The sequence below is a fragment of the Shewanella sp. K8 genome (genome assembly GCF_028823715.1).
In the GTDB taxonomy this organism is placed as follows: Bacteria; Pseudomonadota; Gammaproteobacteria; order Enterobacterales; family Shewanellaceae; genus Shewanella; species Shewanella algae.
In genome coordinates, this window is the sequence record NZ_JAPEHY010000020.1 from 36,896 (window position 1) to 61,693 (window position 24,798).

Annotated in this window: 16 protein-coding genes and 2 riboswitches; of the genes, 12 read left to right on the top strand and 4 right to left on the bottom strand. The window is 52.8% G+C overall.

Translation table 11 applies throughout. The annotated features are described in order from the left end of the window. Positions 1-25: 25 nt before the first annotated feature. Positions 26-1,255: a phosphoglycerate dehydrogenase gene (gene serA / locus ON072_RS12180; RefSeq protein ID WP_028779409.1), complete on the bottom strand. Its 1,230-nt coding sequence runs from the start codon at positions 1,253-1,255 to the stop codon at positions 26-28. 158 nt (positions 1,256-1,413) lie between these two features. Between serA and ON072_RS12185 the strand changes: the two genes are divergently transcribed. Next, positions 1,414-2,019, top strand: coding sequence for a DUF2238 domain-containing protein (locus ON072_RS12185; RefSeq protein ID WP_144128647.1), 606 nt, complete (start codon positions 1,414-1,416; stop codon positions 2,017-2,019). Positions 2,020-2,230: 211 nt separating this feature from the next. Next, positions 2,231-2,896: a helix-turn-helix transcriptional regulator gene (locus ON072_RS12190; protein ID WP_025008979.1), complete on the top strand. Its 666-nt coding sequence runs from the start codon at positions 2,231-2,233 to the stop codon at positions 2,894-2,896. A 1,937-nt stretch (positions 2,897-4,833) separates the two neighbouring features. Here ON072_RS12190 and ON072_RS12195 read toward each other — a convergent pair. Continuing rightward, positions 4,834-6,270, bottom strand: a complete 1,437-nt coding sequence (locus ON072_RS12195; protein ID WP_123116873.1) for a curlin — start codon at positions 6,268-6,270, stop codon at positions 4,834-4,836. 18 nt (positions 6,271-6,288) lie between these two features. Further along, positions 6,289-6,717 (bottom strand): curlin, encoded by a 429-nt coding sequence (locus ON072_RS12200; RefSeq protein ID WP_025008981.1) that lies wholly within the window; start codon positions 6,715-6,717, stop codon positions 6,289-6,291. 411 nt (positions 6,718-7,128) lie between these two features. Between ON072_RS12200 and ON072_RS12205 the strand changes: the two genes are divergently transcribed. The 6 genes from ON072_RS12205 to katB all read left to right on the top strand — a co-directional run bounded on the left by ON072_RS12205 (position 7,129) and on the right by katB (position 15,800). Further along, entirely contained in the window at positions 7,129-9,630 is a 2,502-nt protein-coding gene (locus tag ON072_RS12205) for a S8 family serine peptidase (RefSeq protein ID WP_261752772.1), read from the top strand. Positions 9,631-10,050: 420 nt separating this feature from the next. Further along, complete coding sequence (exeM, locus tag ON072_RS12210; RefSeq protein WP_261752773.1) at positions 10,051-12,642, top strand: extracellular exonuclease ExeM; 2,592 nt, start codon at positions 10,051-10,053, stop codon at positions 12,640-12,642. A gap of 118 nt (positions 12,643-12,760) precedes the next feature. Then, positions 12,761-13,198, top strand: a complete 438-nt coding sequence (locus ON072_RS12215; protein WP_025008982.1) for a PaaI family thioesterase — start codon at positions 12,761-12,763, stop codon at positions 13,196-13,198. Between the two features lie 38 nt (positions 13,199-13,236). Continuing rightward, entirely contained in the window at positions 13,237-13,707 is a 471-nt protein-coding gene (locus tag ON072_RS12220; RefSeq protein WP_025889350.1) for a cupin domain-containing protein, read from the top strand. Between the two features lie 10 nt (positions 13,708-13,717). Further along, positions 13,718-14,005 carry a YgjV family protein gene (locus tag ON072_RS12225; RefSeq protein WP_025008984.1) on the top strand — a complete coding sequence of 96 codons (288 nt, stop codon included), beginning with the start codon at positions 13,718-13,720 and terminating at the stop codon, positions 14,003-14,005. Positions 14,006-14,336: 331 nt separating this feature from the next. Beyond that, positions 14,337-15,800: a catalase KatB gene (gene katB / locus ON072_RS12230; RefSeq protein ID WP_109247851.1), complete on the top strand. Its 1,464-nt coding sequence runs from the start codon at positions 14,337-14,339 to the stop codon at positions 15,798-15,800. Between the two features lie 64 nt (positions 15,801-15,864). On the opposite strand, the gene ON072_RS12235 is transcribed toward katB, so the two are convergent. Next, positions 15,865-16,422, bottom strand: coding sequence for a TMEM165/GDT1 family protein (locus ON072_RS12235; protein WP_044735108.1), 558 nt, complete (start codon positions 16,420-16,422; stop codon positions 15,865-15,867). A gap of 92 nt (positions 16,423-16,514) precedes the next feature. Continuing rightward, a riboswitch (yybP-ykoY riboswitch) is annotated at positions 16,515-16,617 on the bottom strand. Positions 16,618-16,849: 232 nt separating this feature from the next. After that, positions 16,850-16,934, top strand: a riboswitch (cyclic di-GMP riboswitch). 83 nt (positions 16,935-17,017) lie between these two features. Between ON072_RS12235 and gbpA the strand changes: the two genes are divergently transcribed. The 4 genes from gbpA (at position 17,018) to ON072_RS12255 (ending at position 24,368) form a co-directional block, all read left to right on the top strand. Continuing rightward, positions 17,018-18,460 (top strand): N-acetylglucosamine-binding protein GbpA, encoded by a 1,443-nt coding sequence (gbpA, locus tag ON072_RS12240; RefSeq protein WP_261752774.1) that lies wholly within the window; start codon positions 17,018-17,020, stop codon positions 18,458-18,460. A gap of 582 nt (positions 18,461-19,042) precedes the next feature. Continuing rightward, positions 19,043-20,311, top strand: a complete 1,269-nt coding sequence (locus tag ON072_RS12245; protein ID WP_208137417.1) for a dicarboxylate/amino acid:cation symporter — start codon at positions 19,043-19,045, stop codon at positions 20,309-20,311. Between the two features lie 570 nt (positions 20,312-20,881). Continuing rightward, positions 20,882-22,075, top strand: coding sequence for an aromatic amino acid transport family protein (locus tag ON072_RS12250; RefSeq protein WP_045282993.1), 1,194 nt, complete (start codon positions 20,882-20,884; stop codon positions 22,073-22,075). A 136-nt stretch (positions 22,076-22,211) separates the two neighbouring features. Further along, positions 22,212-24,368, top strand: a complete 2,157-nt coding sequence (locus ON072_RS12255; RefSeq protein WP_100142563.1) for a S46 family peptidase — start codon at positions 22,212-22,214, stop codon at positions 24,366-24,368. Positions 24,369-24,798: the final 430 nt, after the last annotated feature.

Genomic DNA, 24,798 nt, shown 5'->3' on the forward strand with positions numbered 1-24,798 from the left:
GGCGCCCTGTGAAAGCCTCAAAAAATCAGAACAGCAGTCTGGTACGGATAGTACCTTCGATAGACTTGAGCTCTGTCAGTGCTTCTTCAGCCTGGGTGGTATCTACCTCCATCACCACATAACCTATAGTAGCCGTGGTTTGCAGATACTGGGCTGAAATGTTGATGCCTTTCTCCGAGAACGCCTGGTTAATCTTGATCAGAATACCGGGGCGGTTATGGTGAATATGCAGCAGGCGGGAGGCATCTTTATGCTGCGGTAGCGATACTTCCGGGAAGTTGACTGCCGACAGGGTAGAACCGTTGTCTGAGTATTTGGCTAGCTTGCCGGCAACCTCAATACCTATGTTTTCCTGGGCTTCTTCTGTGCTGCCGCCTATGTGTGGGGTCAGTAACACATTGTCCAGACCGCGCAGCGGGCTTTGGAATTCGTCAGTATTGGACTTGGGCTCAACCGGGAACACGTCGATGGCGGCACCTGCCAACTGTTGCTCCTTGAGGGCTACCGCCAGGGCGTCGATATCCACCACAGTGCCGCGGGAAGCATTGATCAGTATGCTGCCTTTGCGCATCATCGCCAGTTCGGCCTGGGCAATCATTTCTTTGGTTTGTGGTGTTTCAGGCACATGCAGGCTGACCACATCGGCTTGAGACAGTAACTGCTCCATGGAATGTACCTGCTGGGCGTTACCCAGCGGCAGCTTATCTTCGATATCGAAGAAGATCACTTTCATCCCCAAGGTTTCGGCGAGGATCCCCAACTGGGTACCGATATGGCCATAACCTATGACCCCCAAGGTCTTGCCACGGGCTTCGAAGCTGCCATTGGCGCTCTTGAGCCAGCCACCACGATGGGCCAGGGCGTTGCGCTGCGGAATACCGCGCAGCAGCATGATGATTTCACCGAGTACCAGTTCGGCCACGCTGCGGGTATTGGAGAAGGGCGCATTGAACACAGGAATACCCAGTTGCTCGGCAGCCTTGAGGTCGACCTGGTTGGTGCCGATACAGAAACATCCTATGGCAACCAGCTTTTCCGCCTGTTGTAATACTTCTTGGGTCAGTTGGGTACGGGAGCGGATTCCGACGAAATGGGCATCTTTGATCGACTGCTGAAGCTCTGAGCCGGAGAGTGATGCCTTGTGATACTCGATATTGGTATAGCCAGCCCTTTCCAGCACATCGACGGCTGATTGGTGGACGCCTTCCAACAACAGGATTTTAATTTTATCCTTGTCCAGCGAGTGTTTCGCCATGATATAGGTACCCTCTTGATTATTAACTAATGTACGTATGCTATGATGCTTTCGCCCATGCCCAATCAAAGTAGCACTTTTTTCAGGTGAAGTGGAGGGCTAGATGGCTAAAGTATTTTTTCCTAATTGAGAACAATCACTGGCATAAGGAAAGTGGCTTGAAAAACACAATTATCTGGCTGGTCGTTTATTTTGTGGTACTTATCTGGTCGGCGGTAGCGCCTAAAGATGATTTCACTTGGTGGCTGGAGGCGCTGCCTGGGATGCTGGCACTGCCGATACTGTTTTTTACCCGCAAACGTTTTCCGCTGACTCCGCTGCTTTATGGCCTGATCTTGGTGCATTGCCTGATACTGTTTGTCGGCGCCCACTACACCTATGCCGAGGTGCCGCTGTTCGATACTTTAGCACAGTGGATGGGCTCTGAGCGTAACAACTACGATAAACTGGGTCATTTGGCCCAAGGATTTATCCCGGCAATGATTGCCAGGGAGATACTGTTGCGTAATCAAGCAGTGAAACCTGGTGCCTGGTGTGCTTTTCTAGTCAGTTGTTTTGCCTTGGCCTTGTCGGCTTTCTATGAACTGATTGAATGGTGGGTTGCCGCGGCTACAGGCACAGGTGCCGAGGCCTTTCTCGGCACCCAGGGCTATGTCTGGGATACCCAGTCGGATATGCTGATGGCTCTTATCGGTGCCATCGCCGCCCTGCTGGTTTTATCCTCATTTCATGACCGCCAGTTGCAGCGTCTTGGCGCCGATTGACAGGTCGGGACAGAGAGAGCCATATACAGTCTTTACAATATTTCATCTGGCAATGCGACTAAAGATTGTTAGAATCATACTTTATGGTGATGAAAACCGGACACTATCTGGTCAGAATCATCTGATACTTTTTGTGTAAGCTCACGGAAAGTGATTAAGGAAGCTATCCCTTTAGGGATATGAGCGAGACTTTTCAGGGAGAAGAGTAAATATGAGTAGTATCAATGAGTTGGTTTTTATAAACCAGATAGCCGCCCCTTGTCATTTGGCCATACTGGCCGAGTCCATTGGTCTTAAGACCCGTATAGTACGCCACCCGGAACAGTTGGATCCGCAGAAGAGCGATAGTACTTTCTATCTAATTTCTCAGAAGGGGTCGGCGCTGGACAATAAGGGCATTCCTCTGCTGGCCAGCCGTCTGGTCTCTCATGTTCCTGTCGCCCTCTATCAAGTTGCCAGAGGTTCACTGGATCAGGAATCGGCTATGTTGCTGGGGATCCGCGGGGTACTTTATTCAGATCAGCGCATCGATCTTATGCTTACTGGCCTGCGCAAGATGGTGGCCGATGAGCTCTGGTACGACAGAACCCTTATCAGCAAGATGTTCCGTAAGCTGGTCAAGACCTTGGACACTGGCAATGAGATGTCGGCCGATACGGTTTCCATGCTGCAGATGTTGACCCGGCGTGAACGTACCATTATTCAGCTGGTTTCCAGTGGTGCCAGGAATAAAGAGATAGCCCAACGTCTGTGTATCAGTGAGCATACGGTCAAGGCGCATATTTCATCGATTTTCCGCAAGACTCAATCTCGTAATCGAGTCGAATTGTTGCGTTGGGCCCAGACCTATCAGAGTCACTTCGATCTCATCAGTTGATTTGTCGCTAGATCCAGCCTGAACTTGGCCCCGAATGGGGCTTGTTTATGCTTTGATGGCTTTTATGTAAGCCAAGTCAGTGGAAAATTCCTGTCAGAGTGCGGCAATCGCCGCTGCTTTGTGTTTTTTTGCGCGTCGGGAATGGCTTTCAGCCAAAGCCATGATAGCCGTTGTGCCAGCGACCTGAAGTCGTGGGGCAAATGAGTCGATGCACAAGGGCCAGTTCACCATCCCTGGCTCGCGTTCGAAAGCATGTTGCTGCGCAACTCTCGCCGAGTCACAGGAGCGCCTGTGCATAAGCCTGCGGCAGGCAATGGGAGACCGTCCGTCGCTGGAAGCCCTGCCAATACTAATTAGTAACTTATAGTTAGAAGCCATGATAGCCGCTGTGCCAGCGGCCTAAAGTCGTGGTGTTCCACACCACACTGGACAAGGGGCTTTGCTTGTCCAAAGCCCCTTGCATCCCCAAGGACACCCCGACGTAGCCGAAATCCCCGCTGGCTTATGAAGCAAATTGGCTACGCTCAGGACTCGCATCCCTGCTCGACCTTCGAGCCTCGACCTCCCTGTCTCGGCTACGCCAATTTACAACAACGCCGGCGGCGGCTCCGAAGGGGGAATTGGTGTAATTCTGTTAGCACTGAGTAGCTTGAAACATCTGAAGTGTCTGCAGACATACACCTCATTTTCAGGCACAGGCGGAACTGTGACCGTCGAAAACAAGGATGTTTTCGTCGAGGCTACAGGGACGTATTCACGCCGTGTCACAGGATCGCCTGTGCGAGAGCGCACCGCAGGTGATGGGCTGCAACTTAGCTGGCAGCTAAAACCAGGTTTATTAGTGAGATTTGGTTCAAAGCCATGATAGACGCTGTGCCAGCGGCCTAAAGTCGTGGTGTAAATGCCTCCATGCACAAGGGTCAGTTCGCCATTCCTGGCTCTCGCTCGCAGCCAGTCGCTGCGCGACACTCGTCAAACCACACCGGACAAGGGGCTTTGCTTGTCCAAAGCCCCTTGCATCCCCAAGGGCACCCCGACGTAGCCGAAATCCCCGCTGGCTTATGAAGCAAATTGGCTACACTCAGGACTCGCCAAATGCATCCATGCATAAGGGCCAGCTCGCCTTCCTTGGCTCGCGCTCATGAACTTGTCGCTTCGCAACATTCGCCCTGCTCGACCTTCGAGCCTCGACCTCCCTGTCTCGGCTACGCCAATTTACAACAACGCCAGCGGCGGCTCCGAAGGGGGAATTGGTGTAATTCTGTTAGCACTGAGTAGCTTGAAACATCTGAAGTGTCTGCAGACATACACCTCATTTTCAGGCACAGGCGGAACTGTGACCGTCGAAAACAGGGCCGAATTTTGTTCCTGACAAATTCGGCATTTCCTACGTCCATGTAGGTCAGATGTTTTCGTCGAGGCGACAGGGACGTATTAATGCCGTCTCACAGGATCGCCTGTGCGAGAGCGCACCGCAGGTGATGGGCTGTAACTTAGCTGGCAGCTAAAACCAGGTTTATTAGTGATATTTGGTTCAAAGCCATGATAGCCGCTGTGCCAGCGGCCTAAAGTCGTGGTGTAAATGCCTCCATGCACAACGGCCAGTTCGCCATCCAAGGCTCGCACTCGAAAGCATGTTGCTGGCGCAACTCTCGCCATGTCACAGGGTCGCCTGTGCATAAGCCTGCGGCAGGCAATGGGAGACGTCCGTCGCTGGAAGCCCTATCAATGTTATTTGGCTATATTGAACTGAAAGCCATGTTAGCCGTTGTTCCAGCGGCGAATACTCGCCTTGTTATTCGATGCTTATGGTATGGGGTTTCCAGGAAACCGCTGGAACCATAAGTTTTCAAGCCACAATGACTCACGCTCAGTTGGCAATTGGGCAAACAAAAAGGGAGCCAAGAGGCTCCCTTTCGCATCAAGCACCAGAGTGATTAGTTCTGGATAACAGTGGCAACGTTGTAGTCGCCGCTTTGGGTTACGCTGATAGCGTTGCTGGTACCGGCCTGAGAACCGACAACCAGGTTTTCGTTACCGCTTTGGGTGATCATCAGGCTGTTACCTGTACCAACCACGGCGAAGGCGCCGCCATCAACACCGCTCACCCAGTTGTTGTCGCCGCTTTGAACGATTTGAGCCAGGTTGTCATCACCCAGGATCAGCAGGTCTACCAGGTTGAGGTCACCGCTTTGAGTGGTTTCGATGTCGGTATTGTTGTAGCCAACAACAGTGACCAGAGCTTCGTTGGCGCTGCCATCTTGCTCCATGTCAACTTCGTTGTTCTCACCTTCCAGCTCGGCATAGGCAAAGTTTTCAGTGCCTTCCTGATGGATTTCGATCTGGTTGTCTTCACCTGTGGCGAATGCAACCAGCTCGTTGTAATCGCCCTGTGAAGTCAGGTCCATGCTGTTGTCAGTGCCATAGGCGGCGGCAGTAGCGAAGTTGGTGCTGCCATCCTGCTCCAGGTCGATGTTGTTGTCGTCACCCCAGATTTGGAATTCAACGCCGTTGGTGTCGCCTTCCTGCTGGATATCGACTACGTTGTCGCTACCTTGAATATCGGCAACCAGCAGATCGCCTACCGCGTTGCCATCACCTTTCTGGTAGATTTCAACGTCGTTGTCATCACCTGTGGTGAATTCGAGTACTGCGGTGTTGGCAGTGCCGGTTTGCATCATTTCGATGTTGTTTTCAGAGCCGGACAGGGCGTAAACAAAACCAGTGTTCAGATCGCCTGCCTGATCGATTTCGATGCTGTTGTTATCACCGGCAACGCCACGCACGCCACCTATGTTGCTGTTGCCTTCCTGCAGCACGGTCACAGAGTTACCGTTACCTACGTTGGGGCTGAAATCAACGGCTATCATGCCGGCTTCGTTGTTGTTACCGTTTTGGCTGATATAGCCAGAGTTGTCGTTGCCGTTGACACGGAATACTGCGAAGTTGGTGTCACCGTTTTGGTTTACTTCGGCGCTGTTGTTGTCACCGATCAGCTCAACATTGGCTTCGTTGAAGAAACCGGATTGAGCGACAGTTGCAGTGTTGACGTTACCGTCTACATCGACGCTGGCCACGTGCCAGTCTTCATTCTGAGTCACTATAACTTTGTTTTCGTCGCCCTTGGAATCAACATAGGCTTCGTGCCAAACGCCGTCTTGAACCACGGTGGCTTCCTGGGCAGAACCTTCCTGATTGATGACTGCCAGGTTCAGTATGCCGGTTTGCTCGGCATAGACTTCCTGACCTACAGTGCTGCGGCTCTGCTGGTTAACTGAGATTTCGTTGACACTGCCGGCGAAGGCTTGGGCACTCATACCCAGACCTGTTGTGATAGCCAGTGCAATCAGTGACTTTTTAGCTTGAGATTTCATTAAACGCTCCCTGTGTTTTTAATACTGCGTGATGCTGATAGTGGCAGCATCGGCAATTTGTTGTATCGAAAAATTGGCGCTGCCAAGCTGGTTGAGTTGCACCAGATTGTCATTGCCTATTTGAGTGATGTTTGCCTTATTGGCGTCACCCACCTGCATCATTTCAACCTGGTTATTGACCCCGAGTTGTACTACTTGTGCCTGATTTCCAAACCCGGCCTGGGTGAGGATGGCGCTGTTGTCAATTCCGGCTTGAACTATGATGGCTTGGTTGAAACTGCCTTGTTGCATCAGGTCGACCAAGTTGTCGCGTCCCTGAGTTTCCAGCAGTGTCTGGAGGGTGACTGGCAACTCCTGTAGTGCATTTACCTGGCGCTCTGTCGCTGCTGTACCAAGACTGGTCAACAAAACGGCTGAACCAAACAGGATTTTTGCGAGTACCGACACCTAAGACTCCTTTTCGTACATATCCTTGATTGAACCAGAGTGGAACAAATCAGCAACAAAAGTTACGCGCATGGGACGGGTGCCGCAATCGGAGTTAAAGGCTATTTAGGCTTTAGTCGATATTGTCTGGGTTTTAAGGTTTGATTCTATTTAGTGTATTGAAAAATAAGTTTTTATTTTTATCTTTCAGATGTTTTTAAGATTCAAAATACCTAACCCGTCTAGTAGCAAAGTCGTATTTTTCAGTTTGCTACTTTCTCTCTTGTTTTCATTGCGGTAACAATCTATTTGCAATAAGTAAACGCCGGATTTCACTCGCTGGCCATTGTTTGCCTGTCGTTTCAAGGAAGTGCCGCAGATGCAAGCCGTTCCGGATACCAAGGGATTATAAGGACTATAGGAAGCCCGAATATGTTGAAAAAATTCTCGCCATTGGCGGTGGCTGTCGCTGGTGTTATGGCGCTTGGCGCCGCTCCTGCAATGGCTAAAAACGAGATCCGTTACGCCAAGGACTCTATCCTGGTGGTTTACAAGGATAATGCCACCAAAGAGGAGCGCATCGCGGCTCAGCGCCTGGTACGTGGCACTCTGCGTGATGCCAATGCCGATGGTATAGATGACAAATTTGCCCGCTTGCTCGATGGCCGTCTGGCCAAGCTGAATCTGCGTCAAGGCGCCGATATTGAGCAGGCGATCAAGATGATCTCCAGCCACCCAGCGGTTAAATATGCTGAACCCAACTACATTCTGCGGGCCATAGGCATGCCGGATGATCCCCGTTTCCCTGAGCTCTGGGGCATGCACAACACTGGGCAAACCGGTGGTGTGGCTGACGCCGATATTGATGCTCCCGAAGCCTGGGATGTCACCACAGGCAGCTCGGATGTGATCATTGGGGTTATCGACACCGGGGTTGACTATAACCATCCGGACTTACAGGCCAATATGTGGGTTAACCCGGGTGAAATTCCCGGTAACGGCATAGATGATGACGGCAACGGCGTGATTGATGATGTTCACGGTTTCAGCTCGGCCAACAATAATGGCGATCCCATGGACGGCAACGGCCATGGTACCCATGTATCCGGCACCATTGGCGCCAAGGGCAACAATGGTCTGGGTGTGGTCGGGGTTAACTGGGATGTGAAGATCATTGGTTGTCAGTTCCTGACTCCTGCCGGTACAGGTTCTACCGCGGATGCCATCGCCTGTATCGACTATATGACTGATCTCAAGGTGAATCATGGCGTTGATATCAAAGCAACGAACAACTCCTGGGGCGGCGGTGGTTTCAGCCAGGCGCTGAAGGACTCCATCGAAGCCGCCGGTGAAGCCGGTATTCTGTTCCTGGCTGCGGCCGGTAATGACACCAGTGACAATGATGTCAGCCCTCATTATCCGTCCAACTATGAATCGGACGTAGTGATGTCTATCGCCAGTACCGATAGCTCGGATGGTATCTCCTGGTTCTCCAACTGGGGTGCTACCAGCGTAGACATGGCGGCGCCTGGCAGTGCCATTCTGTCAACGGTTCCAGGTGGTGGTTACGAGAGTTATTCGGGTACTTCCATGGCTACGCCTATGGTGACCGGGGTGGCGGCTCTGGTGTGGTCCATCAACCCGGATCTGACACCGCTTGAGATGAAAGAACTGTTGATGAATTCGGGTGATGCCAATGCGGCCATGACTGGCAAGAGTGTTGCCGGTACCCGTCTGAACGCGGCCAACGCGCTCGATCAAGCCAACCCAAGCCCAAGTTATCGCTTCAGCGTGACTCCGGCTGCCCGCACTATCGAAGCCGGTGAAAGCACCAGCTATGACTTCAGTGTCGGTAGTGTGGCCGGTTGGGATGGTAGTGTTGAGCTGAGTGTCAGTGTGGAGCCTGCTCTGGAAGGGGTATCTTTGTCTGCCACCAGCGTTGGTGCCGGTGACAGCTTTACCCTGAACGTAGCCAGTACCGCCGAGACTCAGTGGGGCGATTACGCCATCACGGTATCGGGTAATGACGGCAGTATTGAAAAGAGCAGTGTGGTGAGCCTGGAAATCATCCCTCAAGGGCTGAATGACTTCCCATACAGCAATGATACCCCAGTGGCTATTGCCGATAACACCACAGTGACCAGCACCATTGAGATCGCCGATCCGCTGCAGATCTTTGGTGTCAATACCAACGTCAACATCAGCCACACCTGGATTGGTGATTTGACAGTGACCCTGACTTCACCATCCGGCACCGAAGTGGTGCTGCATAATCGCGAAGGCAGCAGCAATGACGATATCGTCAAGAGCTGGGATCTGGGCGACTTCAACGGTGAAATTGCCCAAGGTACCTGGACTCTCAGCGTGACTGACCATGCCGGTGGTGATACAGGCACCCTGAACAACTGGGGTATGGTGATCACGGCGCTGGGTGAAGCCGGTCCTTCAGCACCTAATGCCGGCTTTGACTATCAAGCCGAAGGTTTGAGCGTCAGTTTCAGCAATAGCAGCTCTGATATCAATGATGATATCGCCGGCTACCACTGGGATTTCGGTGACGGCTCTGTCTCCAGCGAGGCAAACCCTCAACATGTGTATGCTGAGGCCGGTACCTACACAGTGACCCTGACAGCGACCGATGCCACCGAGCTCAGCGACAGTGTCAGCATGGAAGTGCAGGTATTTGCCCACAGCATCTCTGCCGATATCGGCCGCGCCCTCAAGTCCCGTCGTGGCAGCGCCATGGTCGATGTTAACTGGAATGGTGCCCTGGGTGATGAAGTGGCGATTTTCCGCGACGGTGAACAGGTTGCGACCACCGCCAACGATGGCCAGTTCCGTGACCGCTTCAATACCGAAGCCAATAGCGTGACTTATCAGGTTTGTGAACTGGGAGCCGAGCTTTGCTCTGATCCCGTTGTTGCTCAATTCTGATAACCCAAATAGATGAAAGCGGCCATCCGGCCGCTTTTTTTATGGTCATATCGCGCAAAAATTAATTTTTGATGACGGGGAGAGATAATTAGTTTCGAGGTTTACTGATTATTTGATGTAAAAATATTTGTCTATTTTATCGACCATATCATACGGCTTATTATATTTTATAGAAGACAGGCTTTATTTGTTGTCTAACTATTTATTTATTAAATAACAGCTTGGGTTGAAACAGGGTTTTCTGCTTTGTTCTCAGTTGAGAACATGGTGGTTAATTAATGATTTATATAGAATTTGCGTTCGGTATAACTGTTGCCTAAATGTGATTAAACCACTTCAATTGACCGTTCTTCTCTGGGACAATCCCGCGGCACGTTAATAGAAATTAACGGCATTATTACAATTAAAGGGGTTGATAATATGGATAATGTTAACAAGCTGACAGCCATTGCGATTGCCGTGGCTGCCACCATTCCAGTGATGGCCAATGCCGATGTTTTAATCAGCGAATACGTTGAGGGCAGCGCCAATAATAAAGCCATAGAGCTATATAACTCTGGTGATAGTCAAGTCGATTTAAACGGCTATAAATTGGTGCGGTATAAAGATGGCGCTACTGATGCCTCCGATATGCTGGTATTGGATGGCCAAAGCATGGCGGCCAAGGGGATTAAAGTGATTCTGCATCCCAATGCTGAAATAAGCTTGCCTGCTGGAGTCGACAGCCTCAAGGGCAATCTCTATTTCAATGGCGGTGATGCGGTAGCCCTGATGAAAGATGGCGTCGTCGTCGATATTGTCGGCGCCGTGCCTACCCCAACCGACTGGGGCCTGAATATCACTTTGGCCCGCAGCAAGTCGGCGCTCACTGCCTCGACGCAATTCAATGCCGCCGATTGGCAACCTATGGGCACTGATAACTTCAAAGGACTCGGCAGCCTGGATGAGGCTGCAGCCCCTGAAGTTACGGCATTCAGCTGTGATGGCGCCACGCTGACACCCATCTATGAAGTGCAGGGGAGCGGAGATCGCAGTCCGTTGGTCCCTGAGGGTAAGTTCGAATCCGACAGCGAATATACCCTCAAGGGTGTGGTCAGTGCCCGTGGCGACAGCCTGTTCAAAGGCTTTTATCTGCAAGATCCCAAGGGAGACAACTCGCCTTTCACCTCCGACGGCATCTTTGTATTCCTAGGTGAAGCGGCGCCGGAAACAGTGCAGCCCGGTGTCGAGGTTTGCGTACAGGGTAAGGTCAAGGAGTACTATGGCCTGACTCAGTTGGATATCAAGGCTGACAAAAAATTTGCCGTGGGTGAGTTTACCCAACTGCCGGTGGCTGCGCCTTTTTATGTGGCAGAGGGTGAAACCCTGCAGCAAGCGCTGGAGCGCTTTGAAGGCATGAAGGTAGTACTGGATGCCGGCAGTGATCTCAAGGTCAGCCGTAACTTCAGCTTTGACTACGATGCCCGTCGCAACAATCTTATGTTGTCTCACAAGGTGCCGTTGCTGAAGCCGACCCAGGTACACCTGCCGCTGTCGCCAGAGGCGATGGCACTGGAGCAAGCCAACCGTGCCAACCAATTGTTTGTTGAGTCAGACTTCAAGGCCAAAGACGGCGAGCTGCCCTGGATGCCGGACTTCAACCCAGAGATAGGTTATCTGCGGGTTGGCGACCAGTTAACCGGTCTTGAGGGGGTTATAGGATACAGCTATAACCAGTATCGTCTGGTGGCAACCAACAGTATTACTCCTGGGGATATATTGCGCGGCGACGATCGCAGCCAAGCACCGGCTATTGCCGAGAAGGGGGATATCCGGGTCGCCAGCTTCAATGTGCTTAATTTCTTCAACGATGCCGTTGGTGGTGACGCCAATCCAACAGGTGATAACCGCGGCGCCCTCAGCGAAGAAGAGATGCTGTTGCAACGCACTAAAATAGTCAATGCCATTACCGCCATGAACGCTGACATAGTGGGTTTGATGGAGATTGCCAACAACGGCTTTGGCGAGAAAAGCGCCATCCGTAATCTGGTCGAGGCGCTCAATGAGCAACAAGCCGATGAGGATATCTATGCCTTCGTAGAGATAGCCGATGCCGACAAAAAAGATGGCAAGTATCTCGGCGGCGATGCCATTACCGTGGGCATGCTTTATCGCCCCGCCAGGGTGACTCCGGCAGCCGAGGCTTTTGTGATTGCGACTCCAGAGCAGCATGCCGCTGAAGCGGTTGCCAGCCGGGAAGTCGATGGTAAACAGGAAGCCAGCCCCGCCTTTGATAAGTATCAGCGCTACAGTCTGGGACAGAAGTTCAACATAGCAGATCAGAGCCTGACTCTGGTGGTGAATCATCTCAAGTCCAAGGGCTCGGGTTGTCTTGAGGATTGGCTGAACTTTGATGAGAACCGGGATCCTCAGGATCTGCAGGGTAAATGCAACGCCTTCAGGGTGTCAGCTGCCAAAGTTCTGGGAGAAGCCTTGCAAAAGATCGACGGCGATCTCCTGGTGATCGGCGATCTCAATGCCTATGGTCTGGAAGATCCTGTGCGGGTGCTGACCGACTATGATGCCGCCCAATCGGAGCGGGTTCTGCGTACCGCCTCCTGGACCACTCTGAACGGTAAGGTCTATGAGCATCAGGGAACTGAAATCAGCAAGGGGTATGGGCTTATCAACCTCAACACCTTGGCCCATGGTGTCGATACTTTCTCCTATAGCTATAACGGTGAGTTGGGAAATCTCGACCATGCACTGGCCAACGCCAGTCTGGCGGAGCGTTTGGTTGCCATTGAAGACTGGCATATCAACTCGGTCGAATCCAACATGTTCGAGTATGGCAAGAAGTACACAGGTGAATTGCCCAAGTCTGACAATGCCTTCTCGGCTTCGGATCATGACCCTGTGATAGTGGCACTCAGCTATCCTGCCAAGGTTGAGCCTTCCAAGCATGATGGTGGTGCCTTGGGGTATCTGTCACTGCTGTTTCTCGCAGCATTGGGGCTGCGCCGCCGCGGCTAAAGCTCTCAAGTCTTGATTGACACCCACCCGGCCAGAGGATTGCGCTGGCCGGGTTTACTTGGATACAGGCGGCCAAGTACACTGATTTTTCTATTGGAGTACTAAGGATAACAATAAGATGAGTATTTGGTTTCGACCCATCACCCTGGAAGATTGCGCCAAACTGGATGCCGGTATGGGGGGCAAAGGCACTTTGATGCAGACCCTGGGGATCCGCATCACTGAAATAGGTGATGACTATATGGTAGCCAGCATGCCGGCGTCTCCGGCTATCCACAACCCACTTGGGATAGTACATGGTGGTGCCAATGTGGCGCTGGCAGAGACGGTGGCCAGCTATGCCGCCAATTTTGCGGTGGACTTTGAAAACTACTATTGTGTAGGTCAGGAGATCAACGCCAATCACCTGCGGGCAGCCCGCAATGGTGAACTCAAGGCAACAGCCAGAGCCGTACATTTGGGCAAACGCAGCTCTGTCTGGGAAGTGCTTATTCATAACAGCGCCGGTGAGCTGACCTGTATTTCCCGTATGACCGCGGCCGTGGTCAAGCGCTGACAGCTTCACTCAAGGGCGCTCTGACTCAGGGGACAGAGATGAATGCCAGGGAGTTTCTGCTGAAAGCCAGTGAGATAGACGCCATGAAAGGGGAGGAGCGGACGCATTTCCTCAACCCCAATGCGGTGCGACTTAGAAAATCTCTCGGTGATGTCATCGGCCTTGCTCATCTTGGAGTGCACCTGATTGAGCTGGCGCCCGGGCGTGACAGCACCGAATACCACCTTCATTATTTTGAAGAAGAGTGTATTTATGTGCTCGAAGGTGAAGGCGAGGTGTGTATCGATCAACAAGTCTTCGCCATCGGGGTCGGGGACTTTATCGCTTTCCCGGCCGGCAGTGTGGCTCATGGCATGAACAACACTTCCGAGAGGCCGCTCAAATATTTAGTCATGGGACAACGCCTCAGCCATGATGTGGCCGACTATCCTTATAAGGGTAAACGCCTTTATCGTAATCAGGGGTGTTGGGATCTGGTGGATCTCGACACCATTAGCCATCCCAAATAGGGGAGCTTGAATGGATACAATCAATATATGGGAGTGGGTCGGTTATCTGGCATCGGTAGTGGTGGCCATCTCTCTGATGATGTCCAATATCAAACGACTGCGCTGGTGGAACCTGCTTGGAGCGGCGCTGTTTGTTGCCTATGGGATCGCCATTGCTGCATATCCTGTGGCTTTGGTGAACTTCTTCATAGTGCTTATCGATGCCTATTACCTGGTTAAACTCTATCGTAGCCCTGAGCCTGATTTGCCGGCCGCCCCTCAGGCAAGCCCGGAAAAATCTGAGGATCAGCAAGGCTGACAACCCGGTGTCAGGGGGCCCCAGACGCCAGTTTCTAGAAGGTTTGTTGCTTTTGTGGCAATGTACGTTTGCTCTGCTTCAGCCGTTTTTCATCTCGACTGGCAGTCACTGCTATCTCGGTTATGCATTTCTTTTCCCCGCTTCTCAATCCCAAACTCGACTTAATCTATAAATGGAATTGTGATAATCAGTTTTAATCGTTTTTAAAAATGTCGTCGCCTGACTAAGATGACCACATCGCCAATACGACTGCTCAAGGGAGCACCTATGGCCACCATATTCGATGTGATTGAAAACTGGTTAAACGAGACAAAGGATTAAGGAGCACGAGATGAGTCAGAAGCAATATATCACCAGCCAGAGCGGCGCCCCCATCGCAGACGATCAGAATTCCCTCTCAGCCGGAGAGCGTGGTCCCCTGTTGCTGCAGGACTGGCACCTGATTGAAAAGTTGGCCCACTTCAACCGCGAGCGGATCCCTGAGCGGGTAGTGCATGCCAAAGGCACGGGGGTTTACGGCACCTTCACAGTGACCAATGATATGAGCCAATACACCATAGCCGAACATTTCCAGGGGGTTGGCACCCAGACCGAGGCCTTTGTTCGCTTCTCGACCGTAGGCGGTGAGATGGGCAGCGCCGATGCCGAGCGCGATCCCCGTGGCTTTGGGGTTCGTTTCTACACCAAGCGCGGTAATCACGACATTGTGGGCAACAATACCCCCACCTTCTTCCTGCGTGATGGCATCAAGTTTCCTGACTTTATCCACACCCAGAAGCGGAATCCGCACACCAATTTGAAGGATCCTCAGGCGATGTGGGACTTCTGGTCGCTCAACCCAGAGTCCTTGCATCAGGTGACTGTATTGATGTCTGACCGGGGCATTCCGGCCAACTATCGGCAGATGCATGGCTTTGGTTCGCACACCTTCTCATTTTGGAATGCCAAGGGTGAGCGCTTCTGGGTCAAATTCCACTTCAAGACAGAGCAGGGCATAGCCAACCTGACTGAAGAGCAGGCCGCCAAGGTGAAGGGAATCGATCCGGATCATGCCCAGCGTGACATGGTGGCGGCAATCCAAGATGGCAACTTCCCCAGTTGGAAGCTCAAGGTACAGATAATGCCGGAAGCCGATGCCAATACTTACCATATCAACCCGTTTGATTTGACCAAGGTATGGCCACATAAGGACTACCCGCTGATTGAGGTTGGGGTACTGGAGCTCAATCGTCTGCCTCAGAACTACTTCGCCGAAGTAGAGCAGGTGGCACTGGCGCCGAGTAACCTGGTTCCCGGTGTCGGCGCGTCACCGGACAAGATGTTGCAGGCTCGCCTGTTTGCCTACGCCGATGCCCAGCGCTATCGGATAGGAGCCAACTATAACCAGTTGCCGGTGAACTGCCCTCATGCGACTCAGGCCAATCATCATCAACGTGCCGGTGCCATGGCCGGGGCTCAATGCCCTTACCATGGTAGCCAGACAGGTGGCGATGCGTCGGCAAACTATGGCCCCAACTCGCAGCCTAGCAGCCTGCAGGATGCGACCGAGTTCAAAGAGCCGCCGCTGCGCCTGGATGGTGAAGCCGACAGATACAGCCGTTATGGCCAGGATGACTACACCCAGGCTGGCAACCTTTACCGCTTGTTGCCGGAAGAGGAAAAAGCCAGGCTTATCAGCAATATCTGCGGTACTCTGAGTCAAGCGACTCAGGATGTGCAGCAGCGAATGATTGGCCACTTTAGCCAGGCCGATGCCGACTACGGTCGCCGGGTGCAAGAGATGCTGGCCAGCTGATAGCGGCACGCCGGAAATAACAGGGGCAGCTTGAGCTGCCCCTTTTGCGCTGTCAGCGGTTTCCCTATTCCCACAGCAGGGTGGCTATCCCCAATAGGGCAAACAGCAGGGCGCAACCTCTGTGGATCCAGGTCATGGGCAGCTTGTCGGCACTGAAATGGCCAGCCAGCACCACAGGAACATTCGCCAGCAGCATGCCGACAGTGGTGCCTGTTACTACCATCAGCAGGCTATCGTATTTGGCCGACAGCACCACGGTTGCGACCTGGGTCTTGTCACCCATTTCGGCGATAAAGAACAGTAAACAGGTGGCCACAAAGGGGCCATAACGGTAGAAGCGGCTCTCTTCGGCATCGACCTTATCGGGCACCAGCACCCAGAGGGCGATGGCAAAGAAACTGCCGGCAACAAGGTAACGGCCGATATCGGCGCTGAGCCAACCCATGGCCCATTGGCCCAGCCAGGCGGCGGCAAAATGGTTGAGCAGGGTGGCGACAAGGATCCCTGAGATAATCGCGGTCTTGTTTTTGAAACGGGCGGCCAACAACAGGGCCAACAGCTGAGTCTTGTCACCGATTTCGGCTACGGCGACAGTGAGAGTTGAGGCGATGAGTGCTTCCAAAATGGGCGTTCCTTCGGGGTGGCAAAATTCCAAGCACAGTCCACCGCCCACCCCTTTATATTTGTGCGGTATACCGTGCTCAGGTCTTGCCTGGCAAGCCTAAACTTGCTGTAAGCACCATGGCATGAGGCCAAGTGTGTTGATGCTTACCCCTGGGCGGGACCCAGGTTAGCTACTCCCCTAAGACAGAGGCGGCCATTATAACCATAAAGCTCGTCATGGCAACACTGGTCGGCTCAGTGACAGGGGGATTTTACGGTATTTCGTTTATCCGATATGAATCAAGCAGATGTTGTGATGCTCAGTATGCTGTACGCATTGTCTGTTTTTAACTTTTTGGTTTTTAAAGAAATTCCTCTTTGACATCGTTGTCATTTTTGCCTTTACTCATAGAACTCTCAGCCGCAGGAAACTGAGGTGAGAGCTTCTGGGTATTTGGCAAACTGAGCGAAAGCTCAGGACGCAAAGCTTCCGGTCTAAGGCCCTCGGGTTAAGATAGCGGGGCTGCCACAGTCGCTGACTGTGTCTGCAACAGAGTCATTCTCTTGTGTGCCCAAATACCGCTTGTTCAAGGAACTGTCGTTAAGGCAGCAAAATGGAGTATTGCAAAGTGGTTAAATCATCATTTAAAACAACAGCTTTGTCCTTGGCATTGGCAGCCGCTGGGGTAGGGTTATCTACCCAGGCGTTGGCTCATGGCTATGTGAAAAGCCCAGAGTCCAGAGCCTACGCCTGTAATCAACACAACAACACTAGCTGTGGTGCGATTCAGTGGGAACCCCAAAGCGTCGAAGGGCCTTCAGGATTTCCGGCGTCCGGCCCGGCCGATGGTCAGATAGCCAGTGCCGGAAATGCCAGTTTCAGAGAGCTGGATCAGCAGTCATCCAGTCGCTGGACCAAACAACCTGTGAGTGCCGGCCCCATCAACTTTACCTGGCAGCTGACCGCCAATCATGTTACCCGAGATTGGCGTTACTATCTGACCAAGCAAAACTGGGACTCCAACGCACCTTTGAGCCGGGCGGCCTTTGAGTCCGAACCATTTTGCAGTGTCGATGGCGGCATGGTGCAGCCTCCCAAGACGCTGACACATCAGTGTCAGTTGCCACAGCGTAGCGGTTATCAGCTTGTGCTGGCGGTTTGGGAAGTGGGGGATACCAGCAACAGTTTCTACAATGTCATAGATGTGAACTTTGACGGCACAGCCCCTACTCCTTCCGAATGGCAGGACGTGGGGAATATCAACCCGTCCCAGGATCTTAAGGCTGGCGATCAGGTGTTCACTCGGGTGTTTGGTGACAACGGAGAACAACCTTCGTTGTCTACCCGGCTCACCATAGCCGATGCCGGGCAGGGTAATCATAATACCTGGCCCAGTTTGTTGGCTGAGGCGATCAATGCCGGTGGCACCGGCCTTAAGGCGGGGCAATTGAATGCCGATGGTGAGATAGTGCCCGTCTATGGCAAGAATGATGTCTTCGCCCAGAATGATTCCGGGATTACCCGGGTCGAAACTGGTTTTGAGTTGGCGCCTCTGCCCGGCGGCGATTTCAGTGTCAGCGGCCTGAGCGACAATTATGAGATAGTCGATGGCAAGGCCAGCGTTGGCTTTACTGTAACCACAGATGCCAGAATGCAGGTCAGTGCCTTTATCAGTACTCATGACGGCAAGGCATCCGGTTCTGCCGTGCAGCAGATTGACAATAACAGCGCCGACTTCAACATCGAAGTGCTGGAGCCCGCTGCCGGACATTACCACATGCAGTTGAAGGCTCAGACCCAAGAGGGCAAGGAGCTGACCCAGGAGTTTGGTTTCTTCCTGCGTCAAGCCGGTGATGCGGCGCCGGCGGATTTCCATTTCCCTGATGGTTTGGGGTCATACACAGAGGGAACCAGGGTACTGCAGCCCAAAGATGGCAAGATATACCGTTGCAAGCCCTTCCCGGAAAGTGGTTATTGCCGCCAATGGTCGGCCAGTGCGACCCAGTTTGAACCCGGTGTCGGCAGTCATTGGCAACTGGCCTGGATAGCCGAGTGATAAGTGCTTTCCAAAGCTGACTCGATAGCCGCAGCGACTGCTGCGGCTACTGTTTCATGCCTGGTGGTCTTTTCAAGCGCAACAATGCCGTGAAGTAACTCACTAAATTAGTTGGATAAATAAAGTTTCATCTTCAGTTAATCTGGTTTTCTTTTTAAAAGTTTCCATCTTAATAGTTAGTGTCGAAACATTTTTAATAATTTGAAATTTATATAGAATTGGACACTGACTCGCCTTATCCCGCCAATCGAGCCTGTAGTGCAAGCGCCATTTTTAGCCGTCAGAGATGACGGTGACGACTTGCCCACCCAGTCTTAAGGCTTCCCTTCCGGGACGATACGTTTCAAGATGCTGACGCTCATCGGCTTACTCCAGTGGCAATCTCACCGTCTTCCAGGACTGCTTAATGCCAGTTTTTGCCTCCATAGGATATGCATGTAAGTCATGAGCGTTATTGAAGACATTCTGTCTGGATCTGAGCTGGCTTTTTTATGCATTTCTCTGGCCTTATGGCCTTATGGCCTTTTGCACCCCTGCGTTGGCGGCGGATCCATCTCCCAGGCATTCACTGGAGCACGACACATGATAATGAAAATGAACAAGTTGACCCTGTCGATTATTCTCGCCATGTTGCTGGGTATTGCGACAGGCCAGATTTTGCGCTGGTATTACCCCGAACAAGCCCAGACCTTTGCAGACAGCATTACCATACTCACAGATATATTCCTTAATCTGATCAAGATGATCATCGCTCCCTTGGTGTTTACCACTCTGACCGTGGGTATCGCCAAGATGGGAGACAGCCGCACTGTTGGCCGGGTCGGCTTGAAGACACTTTCCTGGTTTATGATGGCCTCGGTTATCTCGCTGCTGTTGGGACTCTTGATGGTCAGCTTGCTGGAGCCGGGAGTGGGGCTCGACCTGGCGCTGCCGGACAGCCATGCCGTGACAGGCCTGGAGGCCGGTGGTTTGAGCCTGAGAGAGTTTGTCTCCCATGCGATCCCCAAGAGTGTTATCGGTGCCATGGCCGACAACGAAATTCTGCAGATAGTGGTGTTCTCACTCTTCTTTGGTTTGGCGGCTGCGGCTTGCGGTGAACATGCCAAGCCGGTGATTTCAGTGCTCAGCAGTGGCGCAGATATCATGCTCAAGGTGACAGCTTATGTGATGAACTTTGCTCCTTTTGCCGTATTTGCCGCTATAGGTGCCATGGTGGCCAAGGAGGGCAGTGGCATATTGCTCACCTATGGCAGCTTTATGGGACAGTTTTATCTTTCCATGGGGCTGTTGTGGTTGGTGTTGATTGCTGCGGGTTCCTTGTTCCTCGGCGGCCGTATCCGTCGTTTACTGAGCTTGATGCGTGAGCCTTTGCTGCTGGCATTTTCCACCGCCAGCTCTGAGTCGGCCTATCCGAAAATGTTGCAGCGGCTTGAAGAGTTCGGCTGCAGCAAACGTATCTCCAGCTTTGTACTGCCAATGGGTTATTCCTTCAACCTGGATGGCTCCATGATGTATTGCACCTTTGCTACCATGTTTATTGCCCAGGCCTATGGCTTTGAGCTGAGTCTGGGGCAGCAGTTGACCATGTTATTGCTGTTGATGGTCACCTCCAAAGGGATGGCCGGTGTGCCCAGAGCTTCGTTAGTGGTGATTGCTGCAACCCTTGGGCAATTCAACATTCCCGAGGCGGGGATCCTACTCTTGCTCGGGGTCGACCACTTCCTCGATATGGGACGCTCGGCCACCAATGTGCTGGGTAACAGTATTGCCGCCAGCGTGGTGGCCAAGAGCGAGAATGCCCTCAGTGACACAGCTGACATAGTTCCACAGCCACAAGCTGAGGTCGCGTGAGTCGAACTCAATAAGTGAGTCATGAGCGACTGGGCTTAAATTCACTGCGATATTGTCCTGATAGGCTATCGCAGTGAATAGGCTCTGCCTGGATGCCTTGAACGCCAATTGCTGTGCAAGCCAATCCCTACAAAAGAGAACGCCACGAGGACTTGTTCGCACTTTCCCTAATATCAGCAGCGGCGCATTTACCGATAATGATATTCTGCCCTGTTTTTGATGGAACCGGCCTGCTTTTCGCCTCAGGGCCGATAGTCGCGCTTCCCTGCTTGCCCAAGGGCTGTGGCTCTGTTAATGTCCCGGTTAAGTCAATTTTTTGAGAAAGAGCCTCCGTGTTGAGTTTGCATCTCTGCAGTCCCAAATTCCGCTGTCCACGATTTAGTTAGCCCCAGTGGCTTGGTGGCATACCTCTTCTGTTTGCTGAGCTGTTGGGGCCAATGAAACTCCGTAAGGCGGAATTTCATCTGCGGCCAAGACGTTACAGCTTGCCAGCTGCGCTGACAATTCGCCTTTCCCATGAGTTAAATCTGACCTTAAAGATAATAAGACAAAAGAACAGGACGAATTTTAGTGAACTTAAAAATATTGGGCTCTATAGCCATAGTCGCGGGTACTGCGATTGGCGCCGGTATGTTGGCCTTGCCACTGGCAACGGCAGCCATGGGCTTACTCCCGGCACTGTTATTGATGTTGGTCATTTGGGGCATTTCCGCCTACACCTCACTGTTGATGTTGGAAGTCAATCTGCGCTCCGGCGTGGGGGATAACCTGCATGCCATCACAGGTAAAGCCTTGGGTAAGACGGGGCAACTGATTCAAAGCGCCGCTTTTCTCAGCCTGCTGTTTGCCCTGACCGCCGCCTACCTGACCGGTGGCGCCGATCTCCTGGTGCTCAAGGCTAAGGCCTGGTTCGATATGGCCCTGGATGGCCAGGACGCGGTACTCTTGTTTACCCTGGCTCTGGGCAGTTTTGCCGCCTTGGGAGTCGGTTGGGTCGATAAGCTCTCCCGCGGGCTGTTTTCTGCCATGATAGTCATGCTGGTGCTGGTGGTACTGTTTCTGCTGCCTGAGGTGAATATGAATACCTTACTGGAGCAGGCGCCGACCGATTCCTATGCCAATGTGTGGCTGGCCGCCGTGCCTGTGGTGTTTACCTCTTTTGGTTTCCATGTCTGTATTGCCACTCTGGTGCGCTATCTCGATGGTGACACGGTTTCCCTGCGCAAGGTGCTGCTGATAGGCTCCGGCATTCCGCTGGCCTGCTATCTGCTTTGGCTGTTGGTAACCCTGGGTACCGTTGGCGGCGATACCATTCACGGCTTTGGCGGTTCACTGTCAAAACTCATCAGTGCCTTACAGGCCATCAGCGAGCAGCCTTTGGTGAGCAAGTGCATTGGGCTGTTTGCCGACTTGGCGTTGATCACCTCGTTTCTTGGAGTGACCCTGAGCCTGTTTGACTTCAGTGCCGAGCTTATCCGCGCCAAGAGTAACTTTGTCGGCCGCTTGCAGACCTGGTTGCTGACCTTTATTCCGCCGCTGGCCTGCGCCCTGTATCTGCCCGAAGGTTTTTCAGCGCTGCTGGGTTTTGCCGCCGTGCCTTTGGTGGTGATCATCATCTTCCTGCCGATAGCCATAGCGCTGAAACAGCGGCGTGAGTCGCCGGAAGGCTACAAAGTTGCCGGTGGCAAGCCGGCGATGGCACTGATGGCCCTCCTGGGGATAGGCATTATAGCTGCCCAGCTGTATGCGACGCTGGGGGCCTAAGACAAGCCCTTTGTAAGGGAATTTTTCCGAGTCTGTAGCCGCTTGGTAGTCTGTGTTAAAGTCGGGACTTGTGCCCGGCTTTTTTGTTGCACAAAAACAACAAATTGAACTGATACCAGCGAATGGACTTACTAGAATGAAAAAATGGTTACTTGCAACGGCCATAGCCACCAGTTTTGGTGCTCAGGCCGATGAGGGCATGTGGCAGCCCTACCAATTGCCGGCCATGGCCGATGAACTCAAGGCCAAAGGACTGGAAATAGACGCCAAGTCAATCTCCAAGCTGACCGAATTCCCGATGAACGCCGTGATAAGCCTGGGCGGCTGCACCGCGTCTTTCGTTTCTCCCAAGGGCCTGGTGGTAACCAACCATCACTGTGCCTACGGCTCCATCCAGTACAACTCCACCCCGGAGAAGAATCTGCTGCGTGATGGCTTCCTGGCGAAAAACTTTGCCGAAGAATTGCCGGCAACTCCGGGCTCGCGGGTATATGTCACCGAAGAGGTCACCAATGTGACCGACAAGGTCAAGCAAGGCCTGGACAACAAGCAGGGCGACGCTTTCTACAAGGGCGTCGAGGCGGCCGAGAAGTCACTGGTGGCCCAGTGTGAAAAAGAAGATGGCTATCGCTGTCAGGTTTACAGCTTCCACGGTGGTCTCGAGTACTATCTGGTGAAGCAGCTGGAAATCCGTGATGTTCGCCTGGTGTATAACCCGGCGGCCAGCGTGGGTAAGTACGGCGGTGATGTCGACAACTGGATGTGGCCGCGCCACACAGGCGATTTCTCCTTCTACCGCGCCTATGTCAACAAAAATGGCAAGCCGGCCGATTTCTCCAAGGATAACGTACCTTACGAGCCCAAGAGCTTCCTCAAGGTGTCGGCCAAAGGGGTCAAGGAAGGGGACTTTGTGATGGTGGCCGGTTACCCGGGCCGCACCAACAGATACCGCACCGGCAATGAAGTGGAAAACCAGTTTGAGTGGTCTTACCCACAAGGCAAGGAGCTGCGTGAGCGCTTTATCGAGATCATTAAAGAGACGGCCCCGGAAGGCAGTGACGAGCGCATCAAGTACGAGAGCCTGATCGCCGGTCTGGCTAACTATGCCAAGAACTTCACCTCGATGATCGAGTTCTACGGCAAGTCGACCATGCTGGAAGACAAGCGTGCCCTGGAAGCCAAGCTCAAGAGCTGGATCGATGCCGACAGCAGCCGCAAGGCCCAGTATGGCGAGGTGTTGGCACAGCTGGACAAGCTGGTCGCCCAAAGCCAGGCGGATCAGCAGCGTGACATTATCCTGGGCTATCTGGGGTATACCACTATGTTGCCGACGGCCCGCGAACTCTATCGTCTGGCCAATGAAAAGGCGCTGCCGGACATGGAACGTGAGCCGGGTTTCCAGGAGCGTGACATGATCCGCTTCAAGGCCGGTATGGAGCGTATCGATCGCCGTTATGCCGCCAGTGTCGACAAGGCGCTGGTGTTTGAGATGCTCAAGCGTTATGCGGCGCTGCCCAAGTCTGAGCGCCTGCCTGCGCTGGACAAGTACTTCGGCATAGGCAACAAGCTCGATGAGGCCAAGCTGAAGAAGACTCTGGACAAGATGTACAAGAATACCAAGCTGGATAACAAAGATGTGCGTCTGGCCTGGATGGACAAGTCGGTTGCCGATTTCAAGGCCTCGAAAGATCCTATGATCCAGTTTGCCGTGGCCTTCTATGACACAGGTATGCAGCTGGAGCAGAAGAAGAAAGAGTTGGCCGGTGAGCTGATGAAGGTGCGTCCTCAGTACATGGAAGCCATCATTGCCTACAACCGTGAGCAAGGTAAACCTGTGTATGCCGATGCCAACTCCAGCTTGCGGGTGACGGTGGGCCATGTGAAGGGCTATTCACCCAAAGATGGTCTCTACGCCGTACCTTTCACTCGTCTGGAAGGCATAGTGCAGAAAGACACCGGGGTTGAGCCTTTCGATGCTCCCAAGAAAGAGCTGGAGCTTATCAAGGCCAAGCAATATGGTGACTTCTACTTCAAGGATATTGACTCGGTACCGGTCAACTTTCTCTCAACTCTGGATACCACAGGCGGTAACTCAGGCTCGCCAACCCTCAACGGCCGCGCCGAGTTGGTGGGACTGCTGTTTGACGGTGTTTATGAGAGCATCATAGGTGACTGGAACTACGACGATAACATCAACCGCTCCATTCAGGTGGACAGCCGTTACATGCTGTGGGTGATGAAGTATCTGGATAATGCAGACAACCTGTTGCAAGAGATGGAAATCGTTAAGTAAGCTTCGCCATCAACAACAATCCCCGCCAAGTTGCGGGGATTTTTTTAGCTAGCACTGGGTTGTTGAGCGTTGCAGCGCCTGAAGGCGCGCCTGATCCAACAGCTCACACACCTCGGCGGCCGGGCGTTCAAAGTTAGCGGGCAAAGATTGCAGTACCCAACGAGCTTTGGCCCTGAGCGGGCTGCCCTGTGCCAGCCTTGCCAGGTAACTATTTGAATAGTAGTAACCAATTAGCGGGTTTCGCTGAATATTAAACAGATGAAATATCGCTGATATCCTGCCAGTCCAGCTTCAGTGTCCGCAGCAAGGAGCGGTAACTGATGCCATGCTGATGGATGCTGAGGGAAATCGCTGCTGGCCTTAGGCCATAGAGACACATCAAGGCCAGCAAGACAGAGCCCAAAGTCAGCGGCAGAGCCGACGTGGCCAG